This is a genomic window from Chryseobacterium sp. LJ668 (assembly GCF_019613955.1).
GTDB lineage: Bacteria > Bacteroidota > Bacteroidia > Flavobacteriales > Weeksellaceae > Chryseobacterium.
Genome location: NZ_CP080443.1, coordinates 2,364,540 through 2,381,794, shown reverse-complemented (window position 1 = coordinate 2,381,794; position 17,255 = coordinate 2,364,540). Strand labels below are relative to the sequence as shown.

Here is a 17,255-nt window from a genome sequence, read left to right as displayed (position 1 = left end):
GGTGGATAAATTTTCAAGAAAAATTTAGACGGCATGGTTAAAAAATAATTTATCGCTCTTACTCTCTTTTCTTCAAAGCCTCACCTTCAAAAGAAACCCCATCCCAACCGAATTCTATAAAGTTTCTGATATTCTGATGGTCTTTTCCATCAGGATTTTTCAGGACATCATCCCTGTAAAATTCCCCGAAAAGGTTTAAAGTATCTTCTTTCGACAAATCATTCAATTTCGCAAAACCGAAAATTTTGCATGATCCATTATTCTGATCTGCTTCATTGACTGCATTTCCGTTGGTGAATTTTGTCGGTGTGAAATCATAATTTTCGTCAATCAATGTAATGACCTCTTTAAACTGAATTTCTTCATGTAATTTCCCTAATTGTTCAAATACCATATTTTATGTTTTTTGTCATTGCGAGGAACAGCCTCTCGCGGTACTGCGGGAAAACAATCCCAACGATAGATTGCTTTGGTCCTCGCAATGACGTTGTTAATAATTAATTTCAAAAATAATCAAAATAATTTTATCTACGCAAAAACATTGCGCAACTACCTTGTTACTTTGCATTATTAAATAACAACAAAATGAAAACATTGAAAGCAATCAACGGAAACGATTTAATCGAATTAGGATTTACTCCCAAAAAATGGTTTAACGAAGCATTACAATATATCAATGAAAATCAGCTTGATGAAAATGAAATGGCAATTTATCTGGAACAGTTCAGAAGTCCGGATCCGGATCCGATTCCGTTGTATGATCAGCCGAAAGATTTTATCATTAACATCCGTCCGGAGCACGACAACGAAATCGACAATGTAGAAAAAGTAATCAATACGATGAAAGTTCTAATGAAAACGCCAACATTAATTGGTGGAGCAATTATGCCCGATGCTTGTCCGACAGGTCCTGAAGGTCATATTCCGGTGGGCGGAGTTGTAGTGGCAAAAAATGCAATCCATCCGGGATTTCACAGTGCAGATATCTGCTGTTCTGTCATGCTGACTGATTTTGGAAAAGTAGATCCTAAAGAAATTTTAAACGCAGCTCATTCCATCACGCATTTCGGGTATGGAGGAAGACCGAGAGGTGAACAGATGCCAATGTCCCAGGAATTGATGGGTGCTTTCAGGGATAACTTTTTCCTAAAAGACGAAAAACTGATCAGCATTGCCCGTTCTCACATGGGAACGCAGGGCGACGGAAACCATTTCCTGTTTGTCGGAACATCCAAAAACACCGGAAATACGATGATGGTCACTCATCACGGTTCGAGAGCTCCCGGAGCGATGCTGTACGATAAAGGAATGAAAGTAGCCAATCGTTTCAGACAGGAAATTTCTCCGGAAACTCTAAAAGAAAACGCGTGGATTCCGTTTGAAACCGAAGAAGGACAATCGTATTGGGATGCATTGCAGCTGATCAGAGCATGGACGAAAGAAAACCATGAAGCGATTCATAATGCAGTATTGGAAAAATTAAATCTAGAAAAGCAAGACAGATATTGGAACGAGCATAACTTCGTTTTCAGAGACGGAGATCTATTCTACCATGCAAAAGGCGCAACGCCGTTGGATGACAAATTTATGCCGGACATTACGGGCCCGAGATTGATTCCGTTGAATATGGCTGAACCGGTTTTGATTGTTCAGGGAAAAACCAACGAGAGAAACTTGGGTTTTGCACCCCACGGCGCAGGAAGAAATTTCAGCAGAACGCAGCATAAAAAATCGTTGGCTCATAAAACCATTGAAGAAGTGTTTGAAGAGGAAACAAAAGGTCTGGATATCCGTTTTTTCACCAATGATATTGATATTTCTGAGCTTCCAACCGCATATAAAAGTGCTAAAAACGTCAGAGCTCAGATTGAAGAATACGGACTTTGTGAAGTGTTGGATGAAGTGATGCCTTACGGATGTATTATGGCGGGTGATGTTCAGAAAAATGCGCCGTGGAAAAATAAGAAAAAATTTAGAAAAGCATAGTTTGTTTTTAATTGTAAGACGTTATTTCAAATTATGTATTTAAATATCCATCCACTTTGTCATTCCGTAGGAATCTAAATATCGTTTAGATTCTTTCCAGAAGTCGCAGATTAGATAAAGTTTATGTTTAAGTTTAAGTTTTAAAAGTAAATAAAAAATAGCATCTCATAACTAATTAAAAGAAAAAAATGATACCAAAAATACTAGAAAAATTAAAAGAAATAGAGGCAAAAAGAAACATAGAAATACTTCTTGCCGTAGAATCAGGAAGTCGAGCTTGGGGTTTTGCATCACCCGACAGCGATTATGACATACGTTTCATATATCGACACGAAAAAGACTGGTATCTGTCACCTTGGGATAAAGATGAAACGATAGAATTTATGACCGAAGATGATCTTGTCGGTTCGGGATGGGATCTAAGAAAGACTTTTCACCTCTTGTTAAAATCCAATGCGGCTTTATTGAGTTGGTTCTACTCGCCTATCGTTTATGTAAAAAATGAAAAGTTTTATGAACTTTTTAAGCCTTTAGCAGATTCTTGTTTTTCTCCGATAGCGGTTTCTTACCATTATCTGAGCATGAGCAAAAAATATCTCGAAGCCTGCAGAACCGATGAAGTAAAATTGAAATCTTATTTCTACTGCCTTCGAACAGCTTTGACAGGAAAATGGATATTAGAAAAAGGAACAGTTCCGCCAGTTTTATTCAGTGAATTGTTGGTTTTAGTTGATGATTTCACGAGAACCAAAATAGAAAATCTTGTTGCCTTAAAAGCTACAAAAGGAGAAGCTTATTACCATTCAAATGATTGGGACCTTTTTGGAGTTTTGGAGGAGATGGTGAAGGATAATGAGGAAAGAGCAAAGAACATGAAAGGAGGAAATTCGGATAAAAATGAAATGGAGAAAGTTTTTAGAGAAATATTGATACATTAGAATAAAAAAACAACACATGAAAAATATAATCGCCCTCTCTCCCATATACACGGAAGACAGCAACAACCTTAAAAAAGCATCCATCATTTCTCCTTATGAATTGAATCGTTTCAATGCAAAATGGAATGTTCCTGAAGAATTTCGGGATGATGTAATTGCGGTTTATGGTGAAGATATTTATGCGGAAATTGTTGCTGAACAATGCAATCTGACATTAACAAAACCAAAAGATAATTGGCTCGCAGAAATTTTAGAGCAATTTACCAAACGTAAAATTTCTTATGGTCAATTGAAAGATTTTGTGAACGAAGAAAATATATTCATTAAATGTTCTGATTTTAAAAGCTTTAAAGCCGGAGTTTTCGATAAAGTAACGGATATCAAAGGTTTTGATTCTTTAGATCTCGAAAGTATGGTTTTCATCTCACAAGTTGTGGAATGGGAGCTTGAAGTGAGATGTTTCGTTTTAAATAATGAAATAAAAACTTATTCTTCTTATTGGCGAAACAATGCGTTTGACACGAATCCGCTTTCTGAAACCGAGCAAAAAGAATTGTTTGGATTTTTTAAAGATTTTATTCAAAAATATTCATCTACACTTCCCAACGCTATCGTTATTGACTTTGGAATTATCAAAGGAAAAGGTTGGGCTTTGATTGAAGCGAATCCTGCTTGGTGTTCGGGTTTGTATGCTTGTGATGCGGAAAAGGCTTTGGAGGTAATTGTGGAGAGTTGTATTAAAAATTAAATTATTAAGAAAGAATAGAATGGACAACTCCTTTAAATATAAGTTATTAAAGCTTCAAGACAAAAATATTTTTGATTTAGTAAAGGATTTTGAAAAAAAAGGTGAAACACCTTTAAAAATAATTCTTAGCATTAGAAAACTGTTTCCAAAATTATCATTAGTAGAAGCAAAAGAAATAATGATTATCGGAACTACAAAATACAAAAGCCTTCATGATTTTCAAGATGATTTGTTTAATTTTCCGGAAGAAGAATTTGAAATAGCTTTTAAAAATGATAATTATGCTCTTTATGACAAAATACGCAATTTACAATATCACAAAAAAAATCCTATCGACATCATTTATTATGCTTTGTCCAAAGGAAAAAGATTAATTGTGGCTATTGGATTATTAAGAAAAATATTTCCAGAAATAACTCTTCAGGAAGCATCAGAAATAGTTAGCTGTATAGAAATTGACTATTCTAATAAATATGAAGATGATAAAGATCTTGATGACATACTCAAAGATATTGAAAACTAATAAGAGCATTTTTGCAAAAAGAAAAATTCTAATTTAATCCTAAAATTACTTATGATGCAATTCAGAGTATACGAAAATGAAGAACTAAGACTTCAGAAAGAATATATTTTCGCCTATTCTTTTGGGGATGGTTTTACTGAGCATCTTTATGGGTTTGAATTGCTTATAAAAGACTTCAAAAAAGTAAATTTGTATTACTCTGGTTTTCAACTAGAAGAACAACAGGAAATTTTAGAAGAAATTCCAAAAACAATTTGGAACTTTTTAGAATATATTGATAAAAATGAATTTTCTTTCTCCGAATATTCATTTGATACAGGACTTTACATTAGTGATATTTCTGCACAACAAATTTTCTTAAATTGGAATGGAAAATCATACTTTATTTCTGTGGAAGGAACTTCAGAATTGTACTTCACTGAAAAAGAAACAGAGGAATGGAAACTACAATTCAAAAAACTGTTAATTTTTCTTGAAAATTTAGCTTTGAAGAAACGGAAAAAATTAGTAAACAAAAAGAATCATTAATGAGAATCATTAAACCTAAAATACTTGGAACTTTGAAAATTCAAGTGATGATGGCAGGAAATTATGCTGTTATAAATGGAATTAAAAATCCACCCAATAAATTAATAATTCCATGTAATAATCATGAACATGGATTAGAAATAATTGAAAGACTAAAAAATGCTAAAGTTGGCGAAGTAATTTATACATAGAATGGATATCTTATATATAAAATCCCACAACCTCACCCTCCTCGAAACCATCTCCGGCAGCCGCTCTTTCGGACTCGCAACGGAAAACTCGGATACAGATATTCGGGGAGTGTATTATTTACCAAAAGAAGATTTTTTTGGCTTAAACTATATTCCGCAGATTTCAAATGAGACCAATGATATTTCGTATTATGAGATTGGGAGATTCGTAGAATTGCTACAGAAAAACAATCCGAATATTCTGGAAATTCTGGCAAGTCCGGAAGACTGCATTCAGCATAAAAATCCGTTGATGGATGTACTGAAACCTGAAGATTTTCTTTCCAAATTATGTAAAGATACCTTTGCAGGTTACGCAATTTCGCAGATCAAAAAAGCAAAAGGACTCAACAAAAAAATCCTGAATCCTATCGATAAAGAAAGAAAATCCATTCTCGATTTTTGTTATGTTTTGTATAATCAAGGTTCGGTTTCGTTGAAAAAATGGCTTTCAGAAAACGGAAAAGTTCAGGAAAAATGCGGTTTGGTCAGCATTGATAATACCAAAGGCATGTTTGCGCTTTTCTACAACGAATCGGGAGATTTAAACTATAAAGGAATTATCCAAAATGAAGAAGCCAATCAGGTTTCTGTATCATCTGTCCCGAAAGAGGAAAAACCTGCTGCCTATTTGTTTTGCAACCTCGATGCCTACTCCACGTACTGCAAAGATTATCGTGAATATTGGAAGTGGGTTTCCGAGCGAAATGAAGATCGATACAACGTCAATCAACATCACGGACAAAACTACGACAGCAAAAATATGATGCATACGATTCGTCTTTTGCAGTCTTGCGAACAGATTTTTAAAACCAATTCATTAAACATCCGTGTAGAAAATCGTGATGAATTATTAGATATCAAAGCCGGAAATTGGCCATATGAAGCTGTTATGCAAAAAGCCGAAGGGTTGATTCAGTCGATCGAATATTATCATGCAACATCTACACTTCCAGAATATCCGGGTTTAGAAAAAACAACAAAAATTTTAGTAGAAATAAGAGAAAATCTTTATACATAACAAAAAAAACCGCCTCATCACTGAAGCGGTTTGTTTTTATATATAGTTTTAAAAAACTATCTGATGATTTTAATATTGATCGCAGAGAAACCTTTTGGTGATCTTTCTTTTTCGAAAGACACTTTGTTTCCTTTCTTGATGATATCTACACAGTTATTGCTGTGGAAGAATACGTTTTCTTTAGAATTGTCTTCTGTGATGAAACCGTAACCCTTGTCGCTGAAGAATGTAACGATACCAGATTTGATTGGATCTTCCTCCTGAATAGGAGCTGCACCCAACTGAATATTATCCAAATTGATAGCCTCTGCATTAGAGTTATCAGGAGGCGTACTTGTTAACTGACCGTTTGCATCTACATACATGATCATATCATCAAGACTTTTTCCTTTGTCATTGGTGTTTTTTCGGTCTTCGCGACGTATCGCTTTTTCCTTTTGCTTCTGTAATTTTTTCTTAAAGTTTTCTTTTTTTGAGAAAGAATCCGCCATATATTATTGTATATTAATTGTTATTCTTGATTTTAAATTCTGATGATTTTCCAGTATTCATCAAAGAGTATTGTTGATTTTCATAAAAAGATTCTTATTGAATTCTTCTGATGATCCGTTGCATTCAGATCATCAATTCAAAACAATTAATGATCGTTACCAGAAAGTTTGTCTGATTGTGGAACCATTCTACTTTCTGAAAAAAAGTAAAAGATATCTGTTTGGTTCAGTTGTGGTGATTCATTTGCCGGCACAGATATTAACTTAGAGAAATAAAAGTGAAAAGACGGCAGTCAGAATAAAGAAAACTGAGGGATAAAGAGTATTCTCAACTGTTACAGTGTAAGAAAAGCAGAAACCTTCTTCTTAATTATAATACAAATATACGATAAATTTCATTAATTATTTGAATTTCAGATTATTTTCTTTTTAAGCAATCTGTTACAACTGTAGTTTATGGCAGCTTTAAAATATTTAAAAAAATTTATTCTGCAATTGTAACAAAAATAAAAAACAGACAACTTATTCATTGACATATCAATAATTGATTAATCATACACTACAAATATATGGCAATGGAAAAATTAGATTCAATCATCTTTTACAATATCGATAAAGCAATAAGGACCTATAGAAATTATGCGCAACAACAACTAAAAGCCAATGGTTTTAAGATTACAATCGATCAATGGTTAACCATAAAATCAATTCTTGAAAATCCTGGCATTACGCAAAACGAAATCGGAGATCTGGTATTTAAAGACAATGCATCGGTAACCAGAATTATTGATCTGCTGGTAAAATCAGAATTTATATCCAGAACTGCTCATGCTAAAGACCGTAGAAAAACCAATCTTGAAGTCACAGATACAGGGAAAAAGATCATCAAAGAAGTACAGAATCTCGTAGAAAATAACAGAAAAACAGCATTAGAAAATATTTCTGCAGCTGAACTGGAAGTGATGAATTCTACACTCATAAAAATTACACAAAATTGTATTAATTCAAAAAAATAAACACAATGGCCAGAATATTTTTATTCATTTTTGTTTGGCTGATCTCGATGTTCAGCACAAAGCTTTCTGCACAGAATGTAGAGAACTTTTCACTTTCGGGAAACATCAATTCCGGGAAGACTCATCTTGTAGAAATCAATTTGTTTAATTCTGAAGACAAATTAGTTAAAACGGAAATTCCTGATAAGAACGGGAAATTCGATTTCAGCGATCTGAGAAATGGAAATTATTATCTGAAAATTAATGAAAACGGTGCCGAAGTTTACCGGTCTGAAAGTATTTCTTTAGCTGAAAACAAGGTACTTCCGAAAATTGAACTTAAAGAAAAGCTGATTGAAGGCGTTACGATGACCAAAGCAAAGCCCTACATCGAAAGACAGGACGGAAAAATGATCCTGAATGTAGAGAACAGCATTGCAGCGACAGGAAATTCAGCCTTTGAAGTTTTAGAAAAAGCTCCGGGAGTGAATATTGATGGGAATGACAATATCAGCCTCCGAGGGAAAGGAAACCTGTTGGTACAGATCGACGGAAAAAATACACCAATGACAGGAAGTGATCTTGCTAATTATCTCCGCGGGATCCCTTCATCAAGTGTCGAAAAAGTAGAATTCATCACCAATCCTTCCTCAAAATATGATGCGGCAGGAACTTCGATTATCAATATCAAATTAAAAAAAGACCAGCGAAAAGGCACCAACGGAAGCGCTTCCGTGGCTTTGGGAACCGGAAGATATATCAAGAATAATAATAATTTCAGCATCAATCACAGAAACAAAAAAGTGAATTTTTTTGCCAACTACAGTTTCGCCTATAGAGAATTTTTTAATCACCTGATGCTTGATCGAAATTTCTATGATGACAACCAAACCCTTCAAAAAACATATCTTCAGGACAATTTTCTAAAGTATAATTTCCGGAATCATATCGCCAAAACGGGTATGGATTATTATCTGAACGATAAGAATGTACTTGGCTTTTCCATAGGTTTTGTGAGCAACAAATTTGATCCTAAAGGTGACAACTCAAGCACTGTTTTAGGAAGCAACAGTCTGCCGGAAAGCACATTTACAAGCCAGAACCGTTCAAAAGATCACTGGAAAAATGTTTCACTCAACCTTAATCATAAATATACCATCGATTCTCTGGGTTCAGAAATAACGACTGATTTTGATTATATCAATTATTCGAATACCTCACTGCAAAACTTTGACACAAGAATATATGATATCGACGGAAGCCTCAGAAATTTGGACATTTTGAAAGGCGATATCAACGGTAAACTGAATATTTTCTCTTTAAAATCTGATCTTACCAAAGCATTTAAAAATAAATGGAAATTAGAAAGCGGCGTGAAAACGAGTTTTGTAAAAGCCGATAACGATATGCAATTCTTTGATGCAAGCACCGGATCATCCGTCATCGACACCAATAAAACCAATCATTTTATCTATGAAGAAAACATCAATGCTGTGTATGGCAATGTTTCTAAAAAATGGGAGAAATTCAGCGCTAATTTTGGTTTAAGAATGGAGAACACCAATGTGACGGGAACTCAATTAACAACCAATCAGATTAACAGAAAAAATTACACTCAGCTATTCCCAAGTGCTGTATTTTCTTATGATTTAAATGAAAAAAACAATCTGGAAATCAATTTCAGCCGGAGAATTACAAGACCAAGCTATAATCAGCTCAACCCATTCAAATTTTACCTTGATCCTACAACATATAAGGCGGGAAACCCGGATCTCAATCCGCAAACCACAATGAATTATGAATTTACCTATAGTTTTAACAATAAATATTTTGCGACGTTAAGCTACAGCAAAACTTCAGATAATATTACTGATGTTTTAAAACCTACAGTTGAAAATGGCAATATAGTTGTCGTGCAGACCAATGATAATTTAAGCTCCGCATCATATTTAGGATTATACCTGATTGCGCCTGTAAAAGTTACAAAATGGTGGGATATGAACAACAGTGCCAATTTCTACTACGGAAGTTACACCGGAAATATTGCTGATACATCCATTAAAAATCAGGGAAACTTTACCTTTAATGTAAACAGCATCAATTCATTTAAGCTAGGAAACGGCTTTACCGCAGAGCTTACAGGAAACTACAGAGCGAGAGAAGTATATGCTTATATGAATCTGAAACCCAACTGGTATCTGAACATAGGTGCGCAGAAGAAATTTAAAAACAACAGTACACTTAAATTCTCCTTCAATGATGTTTTCTATACAAGTAATCCGGAAGCCAAAAATGTGTATTCAAATTACATAGAAAATTTTGTAGTGAGAAGAGAAACCCGTGTTGCAACACTCTCTTACACCTACAATTTTGGCTCGTCTAAAAACGGGCAGCCGAGAAAAACAGGTGGCGCAGATGATCTTAAGCAGAGAATCGGGAATGGATAAACCATATTTAACAATTAACTATCAACCACTGAAATTTCAGTGGTTTTTTTATTTCTTTTTTAAAATGTAATAAACAGACTGATCTTTCTCGTCATTTGTGGTATAAGCAAACTGAAAGGCATATCCGTTGGCAGACATAAAGTTCAGCGCATCCATCATTGAGTTGAATTTTACGTTGCGGCCTCTTTCGTCTTTGATGTTGGTTCCCTTTTTAAATGAGATAGATTTGGTTTCCTGCCCGAAATCGATTTCAACATTAACCTTGGTACTTAAAGAACGACCTGTACCGATGATCTGAACGTAATCTACGTCTATATCTTTCAACGGAACATCATTGACGGTCTGAGCAAAACTTAAAGCTGATAACGCAATGAGTAAAAGAATAAAAAGTTTTTTCATTTATAAAATTTTTAGGTTTTTAAAGATAATTAAATTTAAAGCAAAAAAAATCCCTCAAAAGAGGGATTCTATATACTGGACGATTAGTCCTGTTGTGGTTCGTTCAAAGGCTTGTGCTCACCTGGTTGGTCTTTACCTTCAGGATTTACATTAGCTTCATTTCTCGGTTTTGGAGCCGGTCTTTCTGGTCTCGGTAATAAAACTTTTCTTGAAAGCTTCATTTTTTTACGGTCATCATAACCCATAAATTTCACCTCAACTTCGTCACCTTCTTTGTAAGGAACTTTATCAAGACGAGCCCATTCGATTTCAGAGATATGAAGTAAACCTTCAGTACCTTTAGCAATCGCCACGAATGCTCCAAAATCCATTACTTTCACTACTTTACCTTGGTAAACTTCACCTACAGTCGGTACAAAAGTAATCTCGTTGATTCTTGCAATCGCTTCGTTGATTTTCTCTCTGCTAACACCTGAAATTTCGATTCTACCGATTTCACCAACTTCTTCAATGGCGATAACGGTATCCGTATCTTTCTGCATTTGCTGAATGATTTTTCCACCAGGTCCGATAACCGCACCGATGAAATCTTTAGAAATTTCTAGCATTACCATTTTCGGAGCGTGAGGTTTCACGTCTTCTCTTGGTGCAGAAATCGTTTCATTCAATTTATCAAGAATATGTAATCTTCCGTCTCTAGCCTGTAGAAGCGCTTTTTCCATAATTTCCATAGACAATCCCTGAACTTTGATATCCATTTGGCAAGCGGTGATTCCGTCTGCGGTTCCGGTTACTTTAAAGTCCATATCTCCTAAGTGATCTTCATCACCCAAGATATCAGAAAGTACAGTGAATTTCCCTGATTTTACATCAGTTACCAATCCCATTGCAATCCCTGAAACCGGTTTCTTGATTTGAACACCCGCATCCATCAATGCTAAAGTTCCTGCGCAAACAGTCGCCATTGAAGATGAACCGTTGGATTCCAAAATATCAGAAACAATACGGATGGTGTAAGGATTTTCTTCCGGGATCATGTTTGCTAAAGCTCTCTGAGCCAGGTTTCCGTGACCCACTTCTCTTCTTGAAGTTCCTCTCAAAGGTCTTGCTTCACCAGTTGAGAACGGAGGGAAGTTATAATGTAAGAAGAATCTTTCATCGTAGTTTACCATTACGCTGTCTACCATGTTCGCATCCTTTACTGAACCTAAAGTTACAGCAGTTAAAGACTGAGTTTCACCTCTTGTGAAAATTGCAGAACCGTGAGCTCCCGGTAAATAATCGATTTCGCTCCAGATCGGACGAATTGTCTGAGGATCACGACCATCAAGACGGATTTTATCATTCAAAATCATCTGACGCATCGCTTCTTTTTCCACATCATGGAAATATACTTTAGCGAAAGGAGTTACTCTTTCTAATTCTTCAGCGTGTTCTACATATTGAGATAAAAATTCAGCCAAAACAGCTTTGAATTTTTCACCTCTCTCCTCTTTTCCTGAAGGAATTTTTGCTACTTCGTATACTTTATCGTAGGTTTCTTTCCATACTTTCTCACGGATAGCTTCATCGTGATTTTCGTGGCTGTATTCTCTTTTTGGTAAAGATTTGCCTACTTTTTCAGCTAATCTTTCCTGAGCTTCTACTTGTTTTTTGATTTCAACATGAGCAAACTGAATCGCTTCAAGCATTTCTGCTTCAGAGATCTCTTTCATCTCACCTTCCACCATTACGATAGAATCTTTCGTTGCACCCACCATAATGTCAAGGTCAGCTAATTTAAGATCTTCATAATTAGGATTCACAGCTAATTTTCCGTCAATTCTTACTACTCTTACTTCAGACATTGGTCCGTTAAAAGGAATATCAGTGATTGCGATCGCTGCCGAAGCTGCAAGACCTGCTAAATCGTCAGGAATTGACTGTCCGTCATAAGAAATCAATGAAATCATCACCTGAACCTCCGCATGGAAATCCTCAGGAAATAATGGTCTTAGAACTCTGTCTACCAAACGCATCGTCAGGATTTCCTGATCAGATGGCCTCGCTTCTCTTCTGAAAAAGTTTCCGGGGATTTTTCCGCCTGCGTAGAATTTTTCTCTGTAATCTACTGTCAATGGTAAGAAATCTACACCATCTTTTGCTTCTTTGCTGGCTACAACAGTTGCTAAAAGCATTGTTCCGCCAATTTTTACGACAACAGAACCGTCAGCTTGTTTCGCCAGTTTTCCTGTTTCGATTGTGATCTCTCTGCCGTCTGCAAGAATGATCGTTTCTGTAATTGCTTGAGGTATACTCATAAATTGTTTTGTGTTGCACTCCGTATTGAGCGCTTTAATTATTGATATTTCGTCTAAAAATGTGGTGCAAATTTACTGTTTTTGTTTTAAATATAATATTTAAAGTTTTGCAGGTAAAAATCTTTATTAAATTTAAAATTTTTAGCCGTTTTTCTTAGTGAAAATTCTATATCCGAGCCTCCATTCAATATAATCAGCTTTGTGAAATTTGAAAGATCTCAATGCGATTCCTACTAACAAGTTTTTCCCAACGGTATACTGAAAACCAATTCTCTGATAAAAAATAGTTTTATCATAACGTCGGTCGAATTCTTTTTTAAATAAATAAAATCCCGGTTGAACCTGAATCGCAAATTTTGAAATTGATAGGCGGTAAGAAGGGAAGATATTCAGCAAAAGATTGTCTTTTGTAAATCTTCTTGTGCTTTGGATTACTCCATTCTTATCCTGATAAAACCTATGATTGTAATCTTCATCGTACATCACACCAATTCCCAATCCAAGAGATGATTTATAGGTAACTTGTCTGTGATACACCGTTTCTACTCCCCAGTTCTGATAGTATTTGCCTTCAAATTTCCTAATCATATCCACATCAAAATTTTCAAATCCGGGATCTTTTCCGTAAAAAATAGAATGTCTCACACCTCCAAAAAAATTCACATCCAGCGTAGAATATTTATCAAATACTGACAATGAATCGTGTGGAGCAAATTGTCTTTCATCAAAATGATAAGTCAGGGAAAGTTTCGGAGAAAAAGTATTCATTCCCTTGTTCGGAAGTTTTAAAGCTCCGTTGGAAAAATGATTAAAGTTTAAGCCTAAACCTAAGTCAAAATGCTTTCCTAAATAGTATTTATAATTAGCCCCGAAATTAATATAGATACTTACAGATGAACCAAAAGTTTGATTAATATATTCTTTTTTCAAATCATATGGAGTCCAATTGAAAGCAAAACCAGCACTTGTTTCATAATTCCAGGCATGAGTTGGTGTTTCTTTAATAACTCCGCCAAAGGTTCCGTAAACGGCAAAAGGTTTTCCCATATCACTATTTTTAAGGTAATCAAAAGCTACAATACCTCCGCCATAGTAAGGTCTCCCAAATCTCTTGTGCCATTCTTGGCTACCATCAGTTTGTACAGTGAGTTCTGCAGAAGCACCAATAAATTCTCGATGTTTAAGTGTTTTTAGATAGTCATTGGTTCCTAAAAACTTCCCGAATTGCATACTTATCGTACCCTGCAGATTAGATTTTGGAATCGTATCTAATTCTTGAGAAAAAGAGAATGTTGATATACACAAAAGTAAATAGAAGTAAAAATATCTCAAATCTTTCAATTAAATTAAAAAAAAGCAAATGTAAATATTCTCATTTTAAAACAACCTAATAGAGTGATATCAATTAAAAATTATTGACTATCATACAAAAAAAAGCAACTTCTTGCGAAGCTGCTTTTTTATTTTTGGAAATCTTATAGATTATTTTCTTAATCCAAGTTCAGCAATAATTGCTCTATATCTTGTGATATCCTTGTTTTTAAGGTAATCTAACAAACTTTTTCTTTTACCTACTAATTTTACCAAAGATCTCTCAGTAGCAAAGTCATGACGGTTAGCCTTCAAATGCTGAGATAAATGATTGATTCTGAAAGTAAAAAGTGCAACTTGTCCTTCAGCACTTCCTGTGTCTTGTGCAGATTTTCCATGTTTTGCGAAAATTTCTGCTTTTTTTTCTGTTGTTAAGTACATTCCAATATTGTTTAATGATTATTATGTAACGGGTGCAAAAGTACAACTATTTTCTTATACCGCAAAACATTATCGATTGCATAGATTAAAAATGATAGAAAAATATGTTAAAAATTTCTTAATAAAATTATGCCATCCCATTAAAAGACAGTATTTTTGCAGTTGACAAAGACATGAAAAAAATCTTATTTTTTACACTTATCTCTACTGTATTTATCATCAGTATTTCTTCTGTAAAAGCACAGAAACTTCATAATGCTGATAAAATAAAGAAAATCCTTTACTTCAATCCTGAAGTAGAGCCTGATCTTGAAGAAATAAAAGAACCTACCAATAATGCATTTTTCAGTGCTGTTTCTAATAAAGTAAGTGGGTTCAGGAAAAACAAAATGCTGAGATCTGAAGTGCAGGTTTCTTATGACAGCATCGATTCTAAAACCATTTCAGAATATAGTAAAAACAATGACGCTGACTTCGTAGTTGTTCCAAAAGTGAAGTATTTCAAAGTAGGATTAGGGAAATATGTTTTCTCTAATCAGGTTGTGGTGAGTATGAAGCTTTTTGACGCAGAGGGAAACTTCATCGCATCCTCTGACTATGATACCTATCGCAAAAATATGCGTCTTCTCGGTTCTGCAGAAAATTCAATTAAGATCGGAGCGAACGGCGCTATGAAAATCATTCTGAAAGAACTGAGAAAACAGAAACCCTCATCTGAAGCCGGTTTTTAAGCTTTAATAAATTCTTAATTTAATGTTATCGTTCTCTTTTTCTTGAAAATTTGAATTATTTTTGCATATCAAAAAATTCAGTTTTGAATTACACAGACGAACTTACTTTTAACCCAGCCGATATTGCCGAAAGACTTAGCGAACTTCCTGCTGATGAAAGGCTGTTGGCTTTCCTGAAAGTTCCGAAAGAATACAAAGCAGACGTCTTTTCGCATTTAGACCCCGATTTTCAAGAAGAAACCATCCGAAGCATCGGTAGTGACGATGTTTCAGAAATTCTGAATGCGATGACTCCTGATGACAGGACTGCACTTTTTGAGGATTTTCCGGACGAATTGATCAAGTATTCTATCAATCACCTTAATCCACAAGAAAGAAGAATTGCTTTAAAACTTTTGGGCTACGATTCTGATTCTATTGCGCGTCTGATGACACCTTATTACATTCAGATAAGAAAAGAATGGACGGTAAAAAGGTGTCTGCAGCAGATCAAAAAAGTAGGTAAAAGAGTAGAAACCATCAATCATTTATATGTTGTAGATGAAAGAAACCGCCTGATTGACGATTTGGCATTGGGCAGTTTACTTCTTGTTGAAGAAGATACTTTGGTTTCTGATCTTACCGACAATCAGTTTGTTGCTATCAAAACCACAACTTCCAAAGAAGATGCCGTTACCTATTTTGAAAAATATGATCGTACAGCGCTTCCAATCATCACGGAAGCGGGAGTTTTGGTGGGAATTGTAACCATTGATGATATTTTAGATCAGATTGAATCTCAAAATACCGAAGATATTCAAAAGTTCGGAGGGGTAGAAGCTTTAGATGATCCCTATATTCAGACGCATTGGTTTGAGATGATCAAAAAAAGAGGTCTCTGGTTGATTGTTTTATTCTTTCTTCAACTAATTACCGCCTCAGTAATGGGATATTATGAAAACGAAATTGAAAAAGCAGTTGTTTTGGCTCTTTTCATTCCTCTAATTATATCAAGCGGCGGAAATTCTGGTTCACAGGCAGCAACGCTAATCATCCGTGCAATGGCACTTCAGGAAATTACTATTAAAGACTGGTGGGTTGTAATGAAAAAAGAATTGGTAACAGGCTTGATTTTAGGAACATTTCTTGGAGTTATCGGATTTTTCAGAATTATGATATGGCACAGAATGGGCTGGTTTGATTATGGAGATTACTGGTTTTTTATTGCGCTGAGCGCCGGGATGTCGCTGTCTATGATTGTACTTTGGGGAACTTTATCCGGTTCTATGGTTCCTTTTATCCTTAAAAAATTCAATCTTGACCCTGCTACTTCTTCTGCCCCATTTGTTGCAACATTGGTAGATGTAACGGGACTTATTATTTACTTTACGATTGCCGGGCTTTTCTTAACCGGAAAACTTTTGTAATTTTAAGCAAAGTCTAAAATAATGAAAGTCATTTCTCTTGTACCTTCGATCACTGAAGCCTTATTTGACTTGGGATTAACCGAAAAAGAGGTTATCGGAAGAACCAAATTCTGCATTCATCCGGAAGAAAAAGTAAAAAATGCAGAAATTATCGGTGGAACAAAAAACCTGAATATTGAGAAAATAAAAGCTTTAAAACCCGATTTGATTTTAGCAAATAAAGAAGAAAACGTCAAAGAACAGGTTGACGAATTGATGCAGCATTTTAAAGTGATTGTTTACAATACCGAAACGATTGAAGATAATTATTATTTGGTTAAAAATTTAGGCTTACTTTTTAATAAAGAAGAAAGAGCACAGATTTTCAATCTAAAAATATATGAAGTTCTCAATAAGGCAAAAATAAATTCTAAAATAAAAGCAGCTTATCTGATCTGGAAAAATCCTTATATGACGGTTGGTTCAGATACTTTTATTCATCATATTCTTTCGGAAATAGGTTTTGAAAATATATTTAAGAATCAAACCCGTTATCCTGAAATTCAGGTTGAAGATCTAGCAGAAGCGGATGTCATCATGCTTTCGTCAGAACCTTTTCCTTTTAAAGAGAAACATATCGAAGAACTTAAAGAGTTTTATCCTGAAAAAAAAATAATCATCGTTGATGGAGAAGCGTTTTCCTGGTACGGAACGCATATTGCGAAATGCGAGGATTATTTTAAGCAATTGATTTCTGAATTTAATCATTAAGTTTTATTGA

The 17,255-nt window shown here is 34.8% G+C and carries 18 protein-coding genes; 12 read left to right on the top strand and 6 right to left on the bottom strand.

What is annotated here, in order from left to right:
* Positions 1-58: 58 nt before the first annotated feature.
* Positions 59-394 carry a HopJ type III effector protein gene (locus tag K0U91_RS11195; protein WP_220179688.1) on the bottom strand — a complete coding sequence of 112 codons (336 nt, stop codon included), beginning with the start codon at positions 392-394 and terminating at the stop codon, positions 59-61.
* Between the two features lie 191 nt (positions 395-585).
* On the opposite strand from K0U91_RS11195, the gene K0U91_RS11190 reads away from it, so the two are divergent.
* The 7 genes from K0U91_RS11190 to K0U91_RS11160 all read left to right on the top strand — a co-directional run bounded on the left by K0U91_RS11190 (position 586) and on the right by K0U91_RS11160 (position 5,974).
* Positions 586-1,986 (top strand): RtcB family protein, encoded by a 1,401-nt coding sequence (locus K0U91_RS11190; RefSeq protein ID WP_220179687.1) that lies wholly within the window; start codon positions 586-588, stop codon positions 1,984-1,986.
* A gap of 188 nt (positions 1,987-2,174) precedes the next feature.
* A complete protein-coding gene (locus tag K0U91_RS11185) occupies positions 2,175-2,924 on the top strand; it encodes a nucleotidyltransferase domain-containing protein (protein ID WP_220179686.1) in 750 nt (249 codons plus the stop codon).
* A gap of 16 nt (positions 2,925-2,940) precedes the next feature.
* The gene (locus K0U91_RS11180; protein WP_220179685.1) at positions 2,941-3,672 is read left to right on the top strand and encodes an ATP-grasp domain-containing protein; all 732 of its coding nucleotides are present in this window, start codon (positions 2,941-2,943) and stop codon (positions 3,670-3,672) included.
* Positions 3,673-3,691: 19 nt separating this feature from the next.
* Positions 3,692-4,195 carry a hypothetical protein gene (locus K0U91_RS11175; RefSeq protein WP_220179684.1) on the top strand — a complete coding sequence of 168 codons (504 nt, stop codon included), beginning with the start codon at positions 3,692-3,694 and terminating at the stop codon, positions 4,193-4,195.
* 54 nt (positions 4,196-4,249) lie between these two features.
* A complete protein-coding gene (locus K0U91_RS11170; protein WP_220179683.1) occupies positions 4,250-4,723 on the top strand; it encodes a hypothetical protein in 474 nt (157 codons plus the stop codon).
* Positions 4,723-4,914, top strand: coding sequence for a hypothetical protein (locus tag K0U91_RS11165; RefSeq protein WP_220179682.1), 192 nt, complete (start codon positions 4,723-4,725; stop codon positions 4,912-4,914). Before K0U91_RS11170 ends, K0U91_RS11165 begins: the two co-directional genes overlap by 1 nt.
* Position 4,915: 1 nt before the next feature.
* On the top strand, positions 4,916-5,974 hold the full coding sequence (locus tag K0U91_RS11160) for a nucleotidyltransferase domain-containing protein (protein ID WP_220179681.1): 1,059 nt from the start codon (positions 4,916-4,918) through the stop codon (positions 5,972-5,974).
* Positions 5,975-6,030: 56 nt separating this feature from the next.
* On the opposite strand, the gene K0U91_RS11155 is transcribed toward K0U91_RS11160, so the two are convergent.
* Positions 6,031-6,465 carry a cold-shock protein gene (locus tag K0U91_RS11155; RefSeq protein ID WP_219969579.1) on the bottom strand — a complete coding sequence of 145 codons (435 nt, stop codon included), beginning with the start codon at positions 6,463-6,465 and terminating at the stop codon, positions 6,031-6,033.
* Between the two features lie 575 nt (positions 6,466-7,040).
* On the opposite strand from K0U91_RS11155, the gene K0U91_RS11150 reads away from it, so the two are divergent.
* Both K0U91_RS11150 and K0U91_RS11145 read left to right on the top strand, forming a co-directional pair.
* A complete protein-coding gene (locus K0U91_RS11150) occupies positions 7,041-7,481 on the top strand; it encodes a MarR family winged helix-turn-helix transcriptional regulator (protein WP_219969580.1) in 441 nt (146 codons plus the stop codon).
* Between the two features lie 5 nt (positions 7,482-7,486).
* Positions 7,487-9,907 carry an outer membrane beta-barrel family protein gene (locus K0U91_RS11145; RefSeq protein WP_220179680.1) on the top strand — a complete coding sequence of 807 codons (2,421 nt, stop codon included), beginning with the start codon at positions 7,487-7,489 and terminating at the stop codon, positions 9,905-9,907.
* Positions 9,908-9,955: 48 nt separating this feature from the next.
* Here the strand turns inward: K0U91_RS11145 and K0U91_RS11140 are convergent, their stop codons facing one another.
* The 4 genes from K0U91_RS11140 to rpsO form a co-directional block, all read right to left on the bottom strand.
* Positions 9,956-10,306 carry a hypothetical protein gene (locus tag K0U91_RS11140; protein WP_220179679.1) on the bottom strand — a complete coding sequence of 117 codons (351 nt, stop codon included), beginning with the start codon at positions 10,304-10,306 and terminating at the stop codon, positions 9,956-9,958.
* An 83-nt stretch (positions 10,307-10,389) separates the two neighbouring features.
* Positions 10,390-12,606, bottom strand: coding sequence for a polyribonucleotide nucleotidyltransferase (locus tag K0U91_RS11135; protein WP_220179678.1), 2,217 nt, complete (start codon positions 12,604-12,606; stop codon positions 10,390-10,392).
* A gap of 141 nt (positions 12,607-12,747) precedes the next feature.
* A complete protein-coding gene (locus K0U91_RS11130) occupies positions 12,748-13,938 on the bottom strand; it encodes an acyloxyacyl hydrolase (protein WP_220179677.1) in 1,191 nt (396 codons plus the stop codon).
* Positions 13,939-14,088: 150 nt separating this feature from the next.
* On the bottom strand, positions 14,089-14,358 hold the full coding sequence (gene rpsO / locus K0U91_RS11125) for a 30S ribosomal protein S15 (RefSeq protein ID WP_219971477.1): 270 nt from the start codon (positions 14,356-14,358) through the stop codon (positions 14,089-14,091).
* 173 nt (positions 14,359-14,531) lie between these two features.
* Between rpsO and K0U91_RS11120 the strand changes: the two genes are divergently transcribed.
* From K0U91_RS11120 to K0U91_RS11110, 3 genes are all read left to right on the top strand, one after another.
* Positions 14,532-15,089 (top strand): pyruvate decarboxylase, encoded by a 558-nt coding sequence (locus tag K0U91_RS11120; RefSeq protein ID WP_219971475.1) that lies wholly within the window; start codon positions 14,532-14,534, stop codon positions 15,087-15,089.
* 83 nt (positions 15,090-15,172) lie between these two features.
* Positions 15,173-16,495, top strand: coding sequence for a magnesium transporter (gene mgtE, locus K0U91_RS11115; protein WP_219971474.1), 1,323 nt, complete (start codon positions 15,173-15,175; stop codon positions 16,493-16,495).
* A gap of 21 nt (positions 16,496-16,516) precedes the next feature.
* Positions 16,517-17,245, top strand: coding sequence for an ABC transporter substrate-binding protein (locus K0U91_RS11110; RefSeq protein ID WP_220179676.1), 729 nt, complete (start codon positions 16,517-16,519; stop codon positions 17,243-17,245).
* Positions 17,246-17,255: the final 10 nt, after the last annotated feature.

Bases quoted from the DNA above. Each gene is read 5' to 3' on its own strand.
- K0U91_RS11155 (WP_219969579.1), bottom strand. From the start codon at position 6,465: ATGGCGGATTCTTTCTCAAAAAAAGAAAACTTTAAGAAAAAATTACAG.
- K0U91_RS11135 (WP_220179678.1), bottom strand. From the start codon at position 12,606: ATGAGTATACCTCAAGCAATTACAGAAACGATCATTCTTGCAGACGGC.
- K0U91_RS11120 (WP_219971475.1), top strand. From the start codon at position 14,532: ATGAAAAAAATCTTATTTTTTACACTTATCTCTACTGTATTTATCATC.
- K0U91_RS11175 (WP_220179684.1), top strand. From the start codon at position 3,692: ATGGACAACTCCTTTAAATATAAGTTATTAAAGCTTCAAGACAAAAAT.
- K0U91_RS11190 (WP_220179687.1), top strand. From the start codon at position 586: ATGAAAACATTGAAAGCAATCAACGGAAACGATTTAATCGAATTAGGA.
- K0U91_RS11170 (WP_220179683.1), top strand. From the start codon at position 4,250: ATGCAATTCAGAGTATACGAAAATGAAGAACTAAGACTTCAGAAAGAA.
- K0U91_RS11180 (WP_220179685.1), top strand. From the start codon at position 2,941: ATGAAAAATATAATCGCCCTCTCTCCCATATACACGGAAGACAGCAAC.
- K0U91_RS11185 (WP_220179686.1), top strand. From the start codon at position 2,175: ATGATACCAAAAATACTAGAAAAATTAAAAGAAATAGAGGCAAAAAGA.
- K0U91_RS11165 (WP_220179682.1), top strand. From the start codon at position 4,723: ATGAGAATCATTAAACCTAAAATACTTGGAACTTTGAAAATTCAAGTG.
- K0U91_RS11145 (WP_220179680.1), top strand. From the start codon at position 7,487: ATGGCCAGAATATTTTTATTCATTTTTGTTTGGCTGATCTCGATGTTC.
- K0U91_RS11110 (WP_220179676.1), top strand. From the start codon at position 16,517: ATGAAAGTCATTTCTCTTGTACCTTCGATCACTGAAGCCTTATTTGAC.
- rpsO (WP_219971477.1), bottom strand. From the start codon at position 14,358: ATGTACTTAACAACAGAAAAAAAAGCAGAAATTTTCGCAAAACATGGA.
- K0U91_RS11140 (WP_220179679.1), bottom strand. From the start codon at position 10,306: ATGAAAAAACTTTTTATTCTTTTACTCATTGCGTTATCAGCTTTAAGT.
- K0U91_RS11160 (WP_220179681.1), top strand. From the start codon at position 4,916: ATGGATATCTTATATATAAAATCCCACAACCTCACCCTCCTCGAAACC.
- K0U91_RS11195 (WP_220179688.1), bottom strand. From the start codon at position 394: ATGGTATTTGAACAATTAGGGAAATTACATGAAGAAATTCAGTTTAAA.
- K0U91_RS11150 (WP_219969580.1), top strand. From the start codon at position 7,041: ATGGAAAAATTAGATTCAATCATCTTTTACAATATCGATAAAGCAATA.